The organism is Delftia sp. WSY_10, from assembly GCF_043104705.1.
GTDB classification, from domain to species: Bacteria; Pseudomonadota; Gammaproteobacteria; order Burkholderiales; family Burkholderiaceae_C; genus Comamonas; species Comamonas tsuruhatensis.
Genome location: NZ_JBICKY010000015.1, coordinates 434,735 through 449,451 on the forward strand (window position 1 = coordinate 434,735; position 14,717 = coordinate 449,451).

At 69.3% G+C, this 14,717-nt stretch carries 12 protein-coding genes and 1 tRNA gene; 7 read left to right on the top strand and 6 right to left on the bottom strand.

What is annotated here, in order from left to right; genetic code table 11:
• Positions 1 to 3: 3 nt before the first annotated feature.
• Genes ACF8ML_RS08450 through ACF8ML_RS08460 form a run of 3 tightly spaced genes read left to right on the top strand, consistent with a single transcriptional unit; the run spans position 4 to position 2,505 of the window.
• The gene (locus ACF8ML_RS08450) at positions 4 to 1,977 is read left to right on the top strand and encodes a replication endonuclease (RefSeq protein WP_392406941.1); all 1,974 of its coding nucleotides are present in this window, start codon (positions 4 to 6) and stop codon (positions 1,975 to 1,977) included.
• Between the two features lie 21 nt (positions 1,978 to 1,998).
• On the top strand, positions 1,999 to 2,256 hold the full coding sequence (locus tag ACF8ML_RS08455) for a hypothetical protein (RefSeq protein ID WP_213757928.1): 258 nt from the start codon (positions 1,999 to 2,001) through the stop codon (positions 2,254 to 2,256).
• A gap of 42 nt (positions 2,257 to 2,298) precedes the next feature.
• The gene (locus ACF8ML_RS08460) at positions 2,299 to 2,505 is read left to right on the top strand and encodes an AlpA family transcriptional regulator (RefSeq protein WP_012204496.1); all 207 of its coding nucleotides are present in this window, start codon (positions 2,299 to 2,301) and stop codon (positions 2,503 to 2,505) included.
• Between the two features lie 26 nt (positions 2,506 to 2,531).
• Here ACF8ML_RS08460 and ACF8ML_RS08465 read toward each other — a convergent pair whose 3' ends face one another.
• The 6 genes from ACF8ML_RS08465 to ACF8ML_RS08490 all read right to left on the bottom strand — a co-directional run bounded on the left by ACF8ML_RS08465 (position 2,532) and on the right by ACF8ML_RS08490 (position 10,204).
• A complete protein-coding gene (locus ACF8ML_RS08465) occupies positions 2,532 to 3,839 on the bottom strand; it encodes a type II toxin-antitoxin system HipA family toxin (RefSeq protein ID WP_392406943.1) in 1,308 nt (435 codons plus the stop codon).
• Positions 3,839 to 4,240: a helix-turn-helix domain-containing protein gene (locus ACF8ML_RS08470; protein ID WP_392406945.1), complete on the bottom strand. Its 402-nt coding sequence runs from the start codon at positions 4,238 to 4,240 to the stop codon at positions 3,839 to 3,841. The genes ACF8ML_RS08465 and ACF8ML_RS08470 overlap by 1 nt, the downstream gene beginning before the upstream one ends.
• A 119-nt stretch (positions 4,241 to 4,359) precedes the next feature.
• Positions 4,360 to 5,376: a tyrosine-type recombinase/integrase gene (locus ACF8ML_RS08475; protein ID WP_026062098.1), complete on the bottom strand. Its 1,017-nt coding sequence runs from the start codon at positions 5,374 to 5,376 to the stop codon at positions 4,360 to 4,362.
• Positions 5,377 to 5,561: 185 nt separating this feature from the next.
• Positions 5,562 to 5,648 (bottom strand) — tRNA-Leu (locus ACF8ML_RS08480).
• A 120-nt stretch (positions 5,649 to 5,768) separates the two neighbouring features.
• A complete protein-coding gene (locus ACF8ML_RS08485; RefSeq protein WP_392406947.1) occupies positions 5,769 to 8,984 on the bottom strand; it encodes an efflux RND transporter permease subunit in 3,216 nt (1,071 codons plus the stop codon).
• Positions 8,981 to 10,204, bottom strand: coding sequence for an efflux RND transporter periplasmic adaptor subunit (locus ACF8ML_RS08490; protein WP_154834815.1), 1,224 nt, complete (start codon positions 10,202 to 10,204; stop codon positions 8,981 to 8,983). Before ACF8ML_RS08490 ends, ACF8ML_RS08485 begins: the two co-directional genes overlap by 4 nt.
• A 174-nt stretch (positions 10,205 to 10,378) precedes the next feature.
• Here ACF8ML_RS08490 and hpnC point away from each other — a divergent pair, with 174 nt between their 5' ends.
• The 4 genes from hpnC (at position 10,379) to ACF8ML_RS08510 (ending at position 14,689) form a co-directional block, all read left to right on the top strand.
• The gene (hpnC, locus tag ACF8ML_RS08495; RefSeq protein ID WP_353178910.1) at positions 10,379 to 11,263 is read left to right on the top strand and encodes a squalene synthase HpnC; all 885 of its coding nucleotides are present in this window, start codon (positions 10,379 to 10,381) and stop codon (positions 11,261 to 11,263) included.
• A 67-nt stretch (positions 11,264 to 11,330) separates the two neighbouring features.
• Positions 11,331 to 12,176 (top strand): presqualene diphosphate synthase HpnD, encoded by an 846-nt coding sequence (hpnD, locus tag ACF8ML_RS08500; protein WP_016449592.1) that lies wholly within the window; start codon positions 11,331 to 11,333, stop codon positions 12,174 to 12,176.
• Positions 12,173 to 13,546: a hydroxysqualene dehydroxylase HpnE gene (hpnE, locus tag ACF8ML_RS08505; RefSeq protein WP_392406950.1), complete on the top strand. Its 1,374-nt coding sequence runs from the start codon at positions 12,173 to 12,175 to the stop codon at positions 13,544 to 13,546. Before hpnD ends, hpnE begins: the two co-directional genes overlap by 4 nt.
• 123 nt (positions 13,547 to 13,669) lie before the next feature.
• On the top strand, positions 13,670 to 14,689 hold the full coding sequence (locus ACF8ML_RS08510) for a tripartite tricarboxylate transporter substrate binding protein (protein ID WP_099751390.1): 1,020 nt from the start codon (positions 13,670 to 13,672) through the stop codon (positions 14,687 to 14,689).
• Positions 14,690 to 14,717 lie beyond the last annotated feature (28 nt).

Below are 14,717 nucleotides of genomic sequence, written 5' to 3' on the forward strand. Positions count from 1 at the left end.
CCCATGTCCGTCCTGCTCGCCGCCAAATCCACCGGCCGCAGGCTGCGCACCGCCAGCCTGCAGCAATGGGACCAGCACAAGCCGCGCCCCCACATGGTCCAGCGCGCCATGCAGGCGCTGGAAAAGGCCTTGCCCCCGCAGTGGCTGCAGCCCATGAAGCTGCTGGGCCTGGGCGACTGGCAAAAGGGCGCGCAACACGCCAACGGCCAGCCCGAATGGGCGGCCTGCCACGACGCGCTGGCCGCCATTGACGACTTTGCCAGCCGCCACGGCCGTGCGGCCGAGTGGAATCTGGACGACTACGAGATCTGCCAGATGGCCAGGCGCCTGAGCGACGAAGTCGGTGAGCTCGACGCCGGCGCCCAGGCCCAGAACATGGATCTGGCCGCACGCGTGGACCTGGTGCGGCTGATGCTGCGCATGCTGGGCCTGCAGGAAAGCACGCCGCTGGCCGGCGAGCCCGCCATCCGCCGCGCGCTGGACGCGGCCTGGTGGCGCCGCATGCTGCGCCGCCACGTCACGCGCACCGTGGAGGCCGGCGCCGTCAAGCTGGGCATCGTCAACCGCAGCGCCGGCGGCTATGCCAGCAATGCCACCGTGCGCCGGCGCACCGCGCAGATCGAGCGCAACGCCCGCGCGCTGGAGCGCAGCCTCTACCGAAACGAGGCCGGCCAGGTCTTCACCCTGGCCGAGCTGGCCGCGCTGTCGCCGGCCAACCCCGTGATCCGTGGCGGCGAGCTGATGACGCGCATCCGCGGCGCAGAGGAATATGCCGACGCGCGCAGCCACGTCGGCCTCTTTCTCACGCTGACGGCGCCCAGCCGCTTTCACGCCGTCACGCTGGGCAGCGGCGGCCGGCCGCGCCCCAATCCCCATTACGACGGCCGCAGCACGCCGCGCGATGCCCAGTTGTGGCTGCGCACCATGTGGGCGCGCGTGCGATCGCACCTGGGCCGCCAGCGCATCGCCATGTACGGCATCCGCGTGGCCGAGCCGCACCATGACGCCACGCCGCACTGGCACGCCCTGGTCTGGGCCGAGTGCGAGGAGCACGCCCGGCACATCGAGGCCGCCATCCGCAAATGGTGGCTCAGCGAAGATGGCGACGAGCGCGGCGCCCAGCGCAACCGCGTCAACGTCAAGCGCATGACCGGCGGCGGCGCTGCCGGCTACGTGGCCAAGTACATCGCCAAGAGCGTGGGCCATGCGGCCCTGGCCGACCACCTGGACGTGGTGCAGGGCCGCCTGTGGGATGTGGAGCAGGGCGGCATGCCCGGCCACCGCCGCGTGGACGCCTGGGCCGCCTGCTGGGGCATTCGCCAGTTCCAGGCCGTGGGCATGCCCAGCGTCTGCGTCTGGCGCGAGCTGCGCCGTGTCAGCAAGGACCAGGTCGAACAGATCCGCATCGAAGGCGACAAGGCCAGCTGGAAGGCCTGGGGCGCCAGCCACCGCCACGGGCCCGACATCCCCGCCGACTGGCGCCGCTACATGGAAGCCATGGGCGGCCACTGCCTGGCCCGCGACCGCTGGCACCTGCGCATGGCACGCCGCCCCGTGCCCGCCGGCGCCGTCAACCAATACGGCGAGGCCATCGCGCCCGGCTGCGGCCGCGTGGTGGGCCTGGAAACCCGGCGCGGCCAGTGGCTGGTCTCGCGCCGCATCGCCTGGCGCAGCGTGGCCCGCGCCACGCTGGAGTTCCAGGAAACCCAAGGTACAGAAAGCGCCGAGGGTGCCGAGGTCGCCGACGTGGCCCCGCCCGCCCTGCCCGCCCGCGCGCCGCTGGCGCGCGCTTGGACTGGTTTCAATAACTGTACGGCCCGGCTCACGGGCCACACGCTGCGCGCCCTCATCGACCGCGGCGGGCACCAGCGCGAGGACCGGGCCAACCCGGCCGGGCCCGATTCGGGTGCCGATTCAGTGCTGCACCGCCCCACATCCGGCGCCACGCCATCCAACCACGCTTTCTTTTCCAGCTGATCCACCCCAGGAGGACCCACCATGCACCACAACATCACCGCCCTGCGCAGCTACCGCGCCACCCTCATCCCCCACGGCGTGGACGCCGCGCAGCTGGATCAATTGGCCGACGCCCGCCTGCTGCCCGTGCTGCGCCTGAAAGCGGCCAGCGCCAGCCACGCCCAGGCCTGCGCCCTGCTGGCCAGCGGCCGGCCCGTTCTGCGAGTGGAGCGAGTGGAGCGAGTTGAACGTGTGGAGCGCAAGAAGTCAGGCAAGTCCATCACGCCGCGCCAGGCCTGATCAAGCACCCAAGCACCGGACACGACATCGGAGAACACCGCAATGACGCAACAGAACATGGAACTCTTTCACAGCGCCCCGCGCCTGGACACCCAGGGCATCGCCAACTACCTGGGCCTGAGCCGCGAGCACGTCACCGCGCGCCTGACCAAGCGCCCGGACTTTCCCAAGCCCTTCATCAACGCCAGCCGCCGCATCCGCTACTGGCGCATGGCCGACGTCAAGGCCTGGGCCGAGGGGCGCCGGTGAGCCGGCACCAGGCCATCGCCGTGCGCTCAGTGATCGCTGCCCGCAAGAAAACGGCGTGCCTGGTCGCGCGCCCCGTCGAAGATCTGCCGGGCCATAGGCTGCGGCACGCTGGCCGGCAGGCGCGGCTGCAGCCGGGCTATGGCGCCGTCCAGCGCCTCGACCATCTCCACCATGCTCTCCCACAGGCCTGCGATGCGCGTGGTCTCGGCCAGGGCCTTCCAGTGGCGGCGCTGGATCTCGGCCAGGCGGTAGTGGCGGCTGCGCCCCGGCAGGGCCATGGCCATCCTGGCGCGCTGGCGGGCAATCTTGCCGTGGCCATGGCCGATGATGGGCCAGGCCGACAGCACGTCGTACAGAGGCGTCATCTCATAGCCGCCGCCCGGCTGCAGGAACACCGAGAAATTCTTGGCATGCCCGTCCGTGGCCCCCAGCAGCCAGAACGCCAGCTGGGCCATCACGAAGCGGGCGCAATCCTGGGCAGGCTCGCTGCCATGCTGCAGCACCTGCAGGCACTGCAGCATGCCGGGCCCGCCATGGGTCTCGTACTTGTTTGCGCTGGCAACGCCGCGCACCTGGCAGAAATCTTCCTGGGGCAGACGCGCAATCCAGCCCTGGGCCGTCCAGGCGCGGTCAAAGCGCTCCACGCACAGCACCTGCTGCCCGCCAAAGGTCTCGATGCTGCTGTCGGCCACGGCAAAGCCCAGCTCGGCCAGCAGGCGGGCGCACAGCCACTCATTGGCCACTGACTCGCTCAGGTCGTAGTGCCAGTGCGGCACCACGCCGATGGCCGGCTTCAGGATATGCGTGGTCGGCGTCGCACCCAGCGGGCGGCACCACTGGCCGCCATGGCGCAGCACCGCCGTCTTCTCCTGCGCACCGGCGATGGACAGCCGGAACTCCTGGTCCACCTCCAGCGCGCCAAACCCGCCACCCAGGCTGGCCAGGTGCTCTGCAATCTGCGCCTCGCTCAGCGGCTCGAAGCGCACCTGGTCAAAACCGTCGGGCACGGCCCCCTCGGGCAGCAGCTGCACGGCACCCACGCAATCGCGGCCAATGGCCTCCAGCAGCGAAAACGCATCGATCCCGCGCAGCCCGAAGCGCTGGTGAATGCGCCGGCGAATGCCCTCGCCATCCGGCAGCAGGTTGTCGAAATAGTGGGCCACCACCTCGCCCGCCACCGTCAGGTCGCGGGTGAAGGGCATGGACAGTGACAGCGGCCGCGCATGCGCGCTCTGCGGCCAGGCCGGGTCATAGGCGAACACATGGCGGCCCGTGCGCGTGACCTCCCAGGTGCCCACCCGCTCCCCATTCATCCAGACGCCCAGCGCCGCCATCACCAGGACCCTTTCGGCTTGCGGTCCTGCCAGTGCGGCGGCAGCGCCTGCGGCTTGAAGGCCACGGGGCGGTCGGCGGGCTTGCGGGGCACGTTGTCACCCGCGTACGGTTGTGGAGCTGGCTCGGCCACCCTCAACGCAGCAGGCACAGGTGCAGGTGCAGACGCAGGAGAAACCACCGCATCCGCCCTGGGCCGCATGAGCAGATCGGCATCCAGCAGCTGCAGGATCTCCATCAGCTGGCGCACGCTGATGGCGGCCGGGTCACGCTCTATCGCCGCCACACGCGACTGGGACACGCCCAGCCGCTGTGCCAGTTCAGCCTGGCTCACGCCAGCGGCCTTGCGCAGCGACTTCAGGTGCAGCGCAAGCCGATCGGGCAGTTGCAACAGATGGTCCATGGTGTTCTCCTGGCCAGGGCATTCAAAATATCATCTCAAGATGATGAATTGAAATTATCACTCCAGAATAATATTGTCAACATATCATATTGGAGTGATATTTCCGACAGCCATCCTGCCTACAACCGTGCCGCGATGTCCTCGGCCGTCTCCCGGTAATAGGTATTGAACAGCTCGTTGATATCCACGTGGCCGCTGATGCGGGCCAGCGTCATCACATCCACGCGCTTGCTCAGCCAGGTCAGCGCCGTGGCGCGCAGGTCATGGAAGCGCAGGCCCTGCACCATCACGCGGTCGCGCAGCTTGCGGTAGAGCGTGTCACGGCTGGCGTCGCTGATGGTCCAGTAGGCGTCGCGCCCGGCAGCCTCGGCGGCGGCGTCCAGCACGCGCAGCAGGCGCACGGCACGGCGCGTCAGCGGCACATGGCGCTCGCCCACCTTGGCCTCGGTCTTGTGGTGCGGCAGGTGGTAGACCCGGCGCTTGAGATCCACATTGCTGCGGCCCATGCGCAGGATCTCGCCGCTGCGCATGGCCGTGTGCAGGGCCACCAGCATGGTCCAGGCCGTCTGCTCCATGGCGGTGACAGGCGCCAGGCGCGGCGAGACATTGGCCGAGCGCAGCATGCGCCGCACCTCGCTCCACTGCCCCGTGCGCCGGCGCGCATGGGACTTGGCCGGCAGCTTGATCTCGGGCCAGGGGCTCTTGCCCACCCATTTCCACTGCTTGACCGCCAGCGTCCAGATGGGACGGAACTGCTGCGCCTCGCGCAGCACGCTGGCGCCGGAGACCTGCTGCAGCCGCGCATCGCGCCAGCGCGCCAGGTCGTCACCCGTGATCTCGTGGAACACCTTGGCCGCCAGCTCGGGAAACTCGCGCAGCCAGGCATCAAAGCGCAAATGGTCGGCCCGCGCCGTGCTGGCCGTCTTTTTGTCGGTGACCTCGCGCCGATAGCGCTCCACCGCCTCGGCCAGCGTGCGCCGCGGAAACTCCCCGCGCGCACCGGCCAGAATGGCCGCCTCCTCGGCCACGGCCCATCCCTGCGCCTCGGCCTTGGTCGCCCGCGTGGCGGTGCGCCGGATGCCCGCACGCTCCACCTCGGCCCGCCAGCCGTTCTTCACCTTCCGGAAATACGCCATCCCATCTCCTGCTGCACGCGCGGGATCACAAGCGGGATCTGCGCGGGATTGTGATGTGATTTTGCGCTGTTTTGTGCCGGTTTCAACCCGTTCCGTTTTGCAGCGGAGACCCAGAAAAAAAGCCCGCCTCCTCTACAGGAAGCGGGCTTGAGCAGTGTTCGCCGCAGTTGAGCGGCGTTGGTGCGTGGTGCGCGGGGGGGGACTCGAACCCCCACACCATTGCTGGCGTCAGGACCTAAACCTGGTGCGTCTACCAATTTCGCCACCCGCGCTGGTTCTTGAGGGAGCCGCCTGCGCGGCGGCTCCTAGGTCAGGGCGCAGATTCTAGCCGCAATTGCGGGGTGCATTGCCATACCCCGGATTTGAGCGGCGGCCTCTGCGTTTTCGCCACCTCAATGCGTGGGCTCACGGCGCACGCGGAACACGGCGGCGTACATGGCCGGCAGCGCCAGCAGTGTCAGCACGGTGGCCACGATCAGCCCGCCCATGATGGCCACGGCCATGGGGCCCCAGAACACGCTGCGCGACAGCGGGATCATGGCCAGCACAGCGGCGGCGGCCGTCAGCACGATGGGGCGCAGGCGGCGCACGGCGGCTTCGATGATGGCGTCCCAGGCCGGCACGCCGCGCGCGCGGTCGGTCTCGATCTGGTCGATCAGGATCACCGAGTTGCGCTGGATCATGCCCATCAGCGCCACCACGCCCAGCAGCGCCACGAAGCCGAAGGGCCGGCCCAACAGCAGCAGCGCCGCCGCCACGCCGGGAATGCCCAGCGGCCCGGTGATGAACACCAGCAGTGAACGGCTGACACTGCGCAGTTGCAGCATGAGCAGCGTGAAGGTGAGGAACAGCATCACGGGCACACCAGCGACGATGGCGTCCGAGCCCTTGGAGCTTTCCTCCACGGCGCCGGCCACATCGATGCGGTAGGCCGTGTCGCCCGCGGCATGCCAGCGCGCCTCGATCTCGCGCAGGCCCGGCAGCAGCGCATGGGTCAGCGTTGCGCCCTGCAGGCCCTCGCGCACATCGCCCTGCACGGTGATGGCGAACATGCGCTTTTCTCGCCACATCACGCCGGGTTCCCAGACCATCACGGGCTTGGCGATCTGCGTGAGCGGGATCGACTTGCCCGATGCCGTGGGCAGGTAGGCGTTGGCGATGTCGGTGATGGCGTCGCGCTCCGAATACGGCGTGCGCAGCACGATGTCGATGAGCTTGTCACCCTCGCGGAACTGGCCCACGGTGGAGCCGCTGAGCATGACGCGGGCCGCCTGGGCGATGGCCTGGCTGCTCACGCCCAGGGCGCGCGCCTTGTCCTGGTCCACCTCCAGGCGCACGGCCTTGACGGACTCGTTCCAGTTGTCGTTGACGCCGCGCATGTCGGCGTTGGCGATCATGGCCTGCTTGACCTCGTCGGCATAGGCCCGCAGCTTTTGCGGATCGGTGCCGGAGACGCGGAACTGCACCGGATAGGGCACCGGAGGCCCGTTGGGCAGCAGCTTGACGCGGCCGCGCACCTCGGGGAACTCCTGGGCCAGCAGCGCCGGCAGCGCCTTGCGCAGACGCTCGCGTGTGGGCAGGTCCTGGGCCACCAGGATGAACTGCGAGACGTTGTTCTGCGGGAACACCTGGTCCAGCGGCAGGTAGAAACGCGGCACGCCCGAGCCTACCCATTCGCTGACCGTGCGCACGCCGTCGAGCTTCATGAAGCGCTCTTCCACGCGGCGCGTGACGGCCTCGTTGGCGGCCAGCGACGTGCCTTCGGGGAACCAGATGTCCACCAGCACCTCTGGCCGGCTGGAATCCGGGAAGAACTGCTGCTGCACGCGCGACATGCCCACCAGGCCCAGCGCGAAGACCAGCACCGTGATGGCGATGGTCAGCCAGCGGTGCGTCACGCACCAGTTCACGGCGCGCCGGAAGCGGTTGTAGAACGGGCTGTCGAAGACCTCATGCTCGGCTGAGGACGCATTGAGGTTGGTCTCCTCGATGGGCACCTCGCCCGAGGCCACCTCGGGCGGCAGCGTGGCCGCGTGCGGCGGGCGCTTGAGCAGCAGCATGCCCAGGTAGGGCACGAAGTACACCGAGGCGAACCAGCTGAGCACCAGCGCAATCACCGTCACCGCGAAGATGGCGAAGGTGTACTCGCCCGTCATGGACTTGGCCATGCCGATGGGCAGGAAGCCCGCCGCCGTGATCAGCGTGCCGGTCAGCATGGGCTTGGCCGTGATCTCGTAGGCAAAGGTGGCGGCGCGGTACTTCTCGTAGCCCTCCTCCATCTTGCGCACCATCATCTCGACGGCAATGATGGCGTCGTCCACCAGCAGGCCCAGCGCGATGATCAGCGAGCCCAGCGACACCTTGTGCAGGCCGATGTTCCAGTACCACATGGCCAGGAAGGTCGCCGCCAGCACCAGCGGAATCGTGATGGCCACCACCAGTCCCGGGCGCGGATCGATGTACCAGCGCTTCCACAGCGGCTGGTGGCCTTCGCGCTTGTGCAGGCCCAGGCTGATGAAGCTCACGGCCAGCACCACCACCACGGCCTCGATCAGCACCTGCAGGAACTCGTTGACCGAATCGGCCACCGCCTTGGGCTGGTCCTGCATGTTGGCCAGCTCCACGCCGGCCGGCAGCGTGCGCGCGATGTCGCCCACGGCGCCGCGCAGGGACTTGCCCAGGCGGATGATGTCGCCGCCCTTGGTCATGGACACGCCCAGCGCAATCGTCTCGCGCCCCTGGTGGCGTACCTTCACATTGGCCGGATCGGCATAGCCGCGGCGGATCTCGGCGATATCGCCCAGGCGCAGCTGCGCACCCGATGCGCCGCGGATCGGCATGGCGCGCAGTTCATCCACCGCCAGGAACTGGCCGGCCACGCGCACCTGCACATCCTCGCGCGGCGTCTGCAGCACGCCTGCGCCCTCGATGGCGTTTTGCTGGCCCAGCTGGCCCAGCACCTGGTTCATGTCCAGGCCCAGCTGCGACAAGCGGCGCTGCGACAGCTCGATGTAGACCTTCTCGTCCTGCACGCCGAACAGCTCGACCTTGGCCACATCGGGCACGCGCAGCAGCCGCTGGCGCACGTCGTCGGCCATGGTCTTGAGCTCGGCGTAGCTGAAGCCGTCGGCCTGCAGGGCGTAGATCACGCCATAGACATCGCCGAACTCGTCATTGAAGAACGGCCCCTGCACGCCCTGCGGCAGGGTGTAGCGCATGTCGCCGATCTTCTTGCGCACCGTGTACCACAGCTGCTGGACATCGCCGGGGCGCGAGTTGTCCTTGAGCTGGAAGATGATCATCGACTCGCCGGGCTTGGAGTAGCTGCTGATCTTGTCGGCGTAGGGCACCTCCTGCAGCGTGCGCTCGATCTTGTCGGTGACCTGCTCGGCCATCTGCTGCGCCGTGGCGCCGGGCCAGTTGGTGCGCACCACCATGGCGCGGAAGGTGAAGGGCGGGTCCTCGTCCTGCCCCAGCTGGAAGTAAGAGGCAAAGCCCAGCAGCAGCAGCACGACCATGAAATAGCGCGTCAGCGCCACATGGTCCAGCGCCCAGCGCGAAAGATTGAAGTGCCCGCCCTGCGGCGCCTTGTGCTTGGGCCCGCTCATTGGGCCGCTCCGCTGGACGCAGCACCTGCGGAAGCTGCGGCACCTGCGGCGGCAGGCGCCTGTGCCGGCTGCTGCGTCTTGTCATACCGGTCCTGATAGACCGTGACCTTCTGCCCGGGCGTGAGCACATGCACGCCGGCGGCCACCACCTGCATGCCGGGCGTCAGGCCGGCGGCAATCACGGCCTCGTTGCCATCGGCCGTGGCCAGTTGCACGGGCTGCAGCTTCACCGTGCTGCTGGCGGCATCGAACACCCACACGGCCGTGCCCTGGCCGCCGCCGCCTTCCTGGCGCAGCGCCGTGGTCGGCAGCTTGATCACGGGCTGGCCCGTGGGGCCCATGCCCTCGGGCAATGCGTGGACCGTGGCACCCAGCGGCGGCACGGCGGCGGCGTCCGAAGTGGGCAGTGCCACCTTCACCTGGTAGGTGCGCGTGACGGGATCGGCACTGGCCGCCACCTCGCGCACCTGGCCCTGCAGCGGCTGCATGCCGGCCGACCATGGGCGCACATTCACCTTCTGGCCCACGCGGATGGCACCGCGCTTGTCCTCCGGCACCACGAACACCACGTCGCGCGGGCCGTCCTGGGCAATGCGCACCACGGGCGATCCGGCCGACACCACCTGGCCCGGCTCGGCGTCTATGCCGGTCACCACGCCGGGCACATCGGCCAGCAGTTGGGCATAGGCCTCCTGATTGCTCTGCGATGCCAGCTGCGCCTTGGCCTGGTCCAGCGTGGCCTGGGCGGACTTGAGCGTGGCCTCGCGCCGCTCCAGCTCCGCACCGCTGATGAAGTTCTGCGCCTTCAGCTGCGAGTAACGCCTCACATCGGCAGCGGCAAGATCGCGCTGCGTGGTCGCGGCCGCCACCTGGGCGCGCGCGGCGTCAGCTCCCAGCCGGTAGTCGCTGGCATCGAGCCGTGCCAGCAACTGGCCTGCCTGCACGTGCTGGCCCAGCTCCACCTCGCGGCGAACGAGCTTGCCGGCCACGCGAAAGCCCAGGCGCGACTCTATGCGCGCGCGCACCTCGCCCGCGTACTCCAGCTGCGTGTCCAGCGCGCCCACGCCTACGGTGAGCAGCTTGACGGCGCGCACCGGCTCGGGCGGCGGCTCGGCCTTGGAGCAGGCGCCCAGCGCCAGCGCGGCGGCCAGGCACAGAGGGGCAAGAAGAAGATGGCGCGGCAAAGCGCGCGCGGCAGGGTTCGATGGCAAGTCGGGCATGTGGATCCGGGAGGGCTGGTGCGAAAAGCGGCTGCGGGCTGCAAGATCCGGGCAACATGCCGCGGCAGCTGGCTGGCGCCGTTTACTGACTGACGGGTTAGTAATTTAGGAGAAGCCCTTGAGCCCGTCAAGTGAAATGCATGGCCTTGCGCGCAGCATCGACAATCGGCCACCGTGAAGTCCACCGCTCCCACCCTGCCCGCCTCCCCCGCCCCGGTCACGCACTACGAGAACTTTCCCGTGGCGTCCTGGCTGTGCCCGCCCCGCTTGCGCCCGCCGATTGCCGCGCTCTACCACTTCGCACGCACTGCAGACGATCTGGCCGATGAGGGCGACGCCACACCGCCCGAGCGCCTGGCCGCGCTGGCCGCCTACCGTGCCGACCTGATGGCGCTGGGCACCGAAGGCGAGGCCTCCATGCTCGCCCGCACGGCCTGGCCTCTTGTCTTTGCAGGGCTGGCGCCGCAAGTACGCGCCCACCAGCTGCCGCTGGCGCTGATGGACGATCTGCTCAGCGCCTTCGCGCAGGACGTGCGCAAGACCGAATCCGGCACCACCTACGCCGACCGCGCCGAGCTGCTCGACTACTGCCGCCGCTCGGCCAATCCCGTGGGCCGGCTGCTGCTGCATCTGTACGGGGTGGATGATGCCGAATCGCTGGCCCGCAGCGACGCCATCTGCACCGCCCTGCAGCTGATCAATTTCTGGCAGGACTTCAGCGTGGACCTGCCACGCCAGCGCCACTACCTGACCGATGCCGACTGCGCCGCCCATGGCGTGCGGCGTGAAGACCTGCGCGCCGAGCCCGCTGCGCTGACCCCTGCCGTGCGCGCACTGCTGGCCGAGCAGTCGGCCTGGGCGCGTGCACTGATGCAGTCCGGCGCACCGCTGGTGCACCGCCTGCCGGGCCGCATCGGCTGGGAGCTGCGCCTGGTCGTGCAGGGCGGGCTGCGCATCCTGGACAAGGTCGATGCGCTGCAGGGCGCCAGCCTCTACCGCCGCCCCACCGTCGGCAAGGCCGATGCGCCGCTGCTGCTGTGGCGCGCCCTGCGCATGTGATGGCGGGCCGGCCGTTGCGACACCCAGGCTTTGGCTCCCAGCCGTCCATGGGACAATCCCGCCCCATATGAATCCGGATCAGTACGTCCAAGACAAGGCTGCCGCCTCGGGCAGCAGCTTTTATTACGCCTTCCTCTTCCTGCCGCGCGAGCGCCGTGCCGCCATCACCGCCTTTTATGCGTTCTGCCGCGAAGTGGACGACGTGGTGGACGAAGTCTCCGACCCCGGCGTGGCCGCCACCAAGCTCGGCTGGTGGCAGAACGAAGTGCACCAGGCCTTTGCAGGCAAGCCCTCGCATCCCGTGATGCGGGCGCTCATGCCGCACGCTCCGGTCTACGCCATCGAAGAGCGCCACCTGCAGGCCGTCATTGACGGCTGCCGCATGGACCTGGAGCAGACCCGCTACCTCGACTTCCCGGGCCTGGCGCGCTACTGCCACCTGGTCGCAGGCGTGGTCGGCGAAGTGGCCGCGCGCATCTTTGGCCAGACGCAGGAAGAAACCACGGCCTACGCCCACAAGATGGGCCTGGCCTTCCAGCTGACCAACATCATCCGCGACGTGGGCGAGGACGCCATGCGCGGACGCATCTACCTGCCCATCAGCGAGCTGCAGCAGTTCGACGTCAAGGCGCATGAGATCACCAAGCGCGAATACTCGGACCGCTTCACCGCGCTGATGCGCTTTCAGGCCGAGCGCGCCCACCGCCTCTACGACGAGGCCCTGGCCCTGCTGCCCGCGGCCGACCGCCGCACGCAAAAGCCCGGCCTGATGATGGCCAGCATCTACCGCACCCTGCTGCGCGAGATTGAGGCCGACGACTTCCGCGTGCTGCACCAGCGCATCAGCCTGCCGCCGCTGCGCAAGCTGTGGCTGGCCTGGAAGATGCAGGCGCTGGGGCGCATGGCGCGGTGAGCAGAGAGAGCTCCAAAGACAAGCCGCGCGCCGCCATCCTCGGCGGAGGCTGGGCCGGCTTCGCGGCCGCCCTTGCGCTGGCGCGCAGCGGCTGGCACATCACATTGCACGAGGCCGCACGCGAGCCCGGCGGCCGTGCGCGCGGCATGGACCTCGACACGCCACAGGGCCCGCTGCGCGTGGACAACGGCCAGCACATCCTCATCGGTGCGTACACCGAAAGCCTGCGCCTCATGCGCGAGGTGGGCGTGGACCCTGAACAGGCCCTGCACCGCCAGCCCATGGCCTTGCCCTATGCCGATGGCAGCGGCCTGCGCTTTCCCGACTGGCCTGCGCCGCTGGATGCGCTGGCCGGCATTGCCACCGCACGCGGCTGGAGCCTGGGCGAGCGTGCAGCCCTGCTGGCGCGTGCCGTGCGCTGGCGGCTGGCGGGCTTTCGCTGCGCGCCGCAAGCCACGGTGGCCGACCTGTGCGCCGGCCTGCCGCAGCGCCTGGTCAGCGAGTTCATCGACCCGCTGTGCATCTCGGCACTCAACACGCCCATTCACCTGGCCAGCGGCACGGTGTTCCTTCGCGTGCTGCGCGATGCGCTGTTCAGCGGCCGTGGCGGCTCGCATTTCCTGGTGCCGCGCCGTGACCTGGGCAGCCTGTTCCCGGCGCCGGCCGCGCAGTGGCTGCAGGAGCGCGGCCACGCCGTGCGCCTGGGCAGCCGCGTCGCAGAACTGCAGCCCCAGGGCCCGCACTGGACGCTGGGCGCAGCCCAGGCCGAAGATGCGCCCTTCGACGTCGTGCTGCTGGCCTGCCCCGCGCCCGAGGCGGCGCGCCTGGCACTCACCGCTGCCGAGCACGACAGCCTGCCTGCGCGCGACGGCATTGCCCTGCAGCGCTGGGCGCAACTGTCCCAGGACCTGCAGCACCGCCCCATTGCCACCGTCTATGCGCAGACCGGCGATCCCTCCCACACATTGCCCCCGGGCGCGCCCTGGCTGGCGCTGCGCTCCACGTCCGATGCGCCTGCGCAATTCGTCTTCGACCGTGGGCAACTCGGCGGCCCTCAGGGCCTGATGGCCTTCGTCATCAGCGACAGCGCATCGGACCGCGAAACCCTGCAGGCCCAGGTGCTGGCCCAGGCCCAGGCGCAGTTGGGCTGGCATGGACTGGTTGCGCTGCGCACCGTGATCGACAAGCGCGCCACCTTCGCCTGCCTGCCGCAGCTGCAGCGCCCCGGCATGGAGTTGGGCCACGGCCTGTGGGCCTGCGGCGACCATGTGGATGGACCGTATCCGGCCACCATCGAAGGCGCCGTGCGCAGCGGCATGCAGGCGGCCGAGGCCATCGGCCAGGCCCTGGGTGCCGAGGGAAAAGCCTGATCCCCCGGGTATCTCCGTAGCCTGCAGACCCTGGTTTGACAGCAGATTGACAGCCGCCGGCGCCACCATCGCTGGCGCCGCATCCGCTGCCCATTCACTACAACGATAGCCAGGAGACCAGACATGCCTTCGCGCGACTTTCTTCACCACGCAGACCTGCCCCCGCTCGGCCGCCGCCAACTGCTGGCCGGCACGGGCGCCATGGCCCTGTCGGGCCTGCTGCCTGCGGCCGCGCTGGCGCAGGACGCCTGGCCCACGCGTCCCATCCGCTTTGTCGTGCCCTTTGCGCCGGGCGGCAGCTCGGAAATCGTGGCGCGCTCCACGGCGGCCGAGCTGTCCAAGACCCTGGGCCAGAACGTCTTCGTGGACAACAAGCCGGGCGCGGCCGGCAACATCGCCATGCAGGAAGTGGCGCGCGCCGATGACCAGAGCACGGTCATCCTGGGCCACATCGGCACGCTGGCCGTCAATCCCTACATCTTCGACAAGCTGCCCTACGACGCCAACAAGGACTTCCAGCCCGTCAGCCTGCTGGCCAAGGTGCCCAGCCTGTACGTGGTCCACCCCGATGTGCCGGTCAAGAACCTGCGCGAACTCATCGCCTACGCCAAGAAGAAGCCCGGCCAGCTCAGCTACGGCTCGGCCGGCAATGGCAGCGCCGGGCACCTGGCCTTCGAGTACCTGAAGATGACGGCCGAGATCTTCATGCTGCACGTGCCCTATCGCGGCACGGGGCCCATGATGACGGACCTGATGTCGGGCCGGCTGGACGCCGCCTCGGTCGGCGCCGCCGCCCTGCTGCCCTTCATCAAGGCGGGCAAGGTGCGCTGCATCGCCACGGGATCGACCCAGCGCCTGCCCCAGTTGCCCGATGTGCCCACCGTGGCCGAGCAGGGCTTCCCGGGCTTCGAGATGACGCAGTGGTACGGCATGCTCGCTCCCTCCAGCATGACCCGAGCCCACGTGGACAAGCTGGCTGCCGAATGCGCCAAGGCCGTCAAGGCGCCGGACGCGCTCAAGCGCCTGCAGGGCGATGCGGCCGAGCCCATCGGCAGCACGCCCCAGCAGTTCGCGCAGTTCATTGCCACCGAGCAGGCACGCTGGCAAAAGGTGCTCAAGCGCGCCCAGGTCAAGCCGGACTGAGCGCACACGGACTGACACCCCCAGGCAC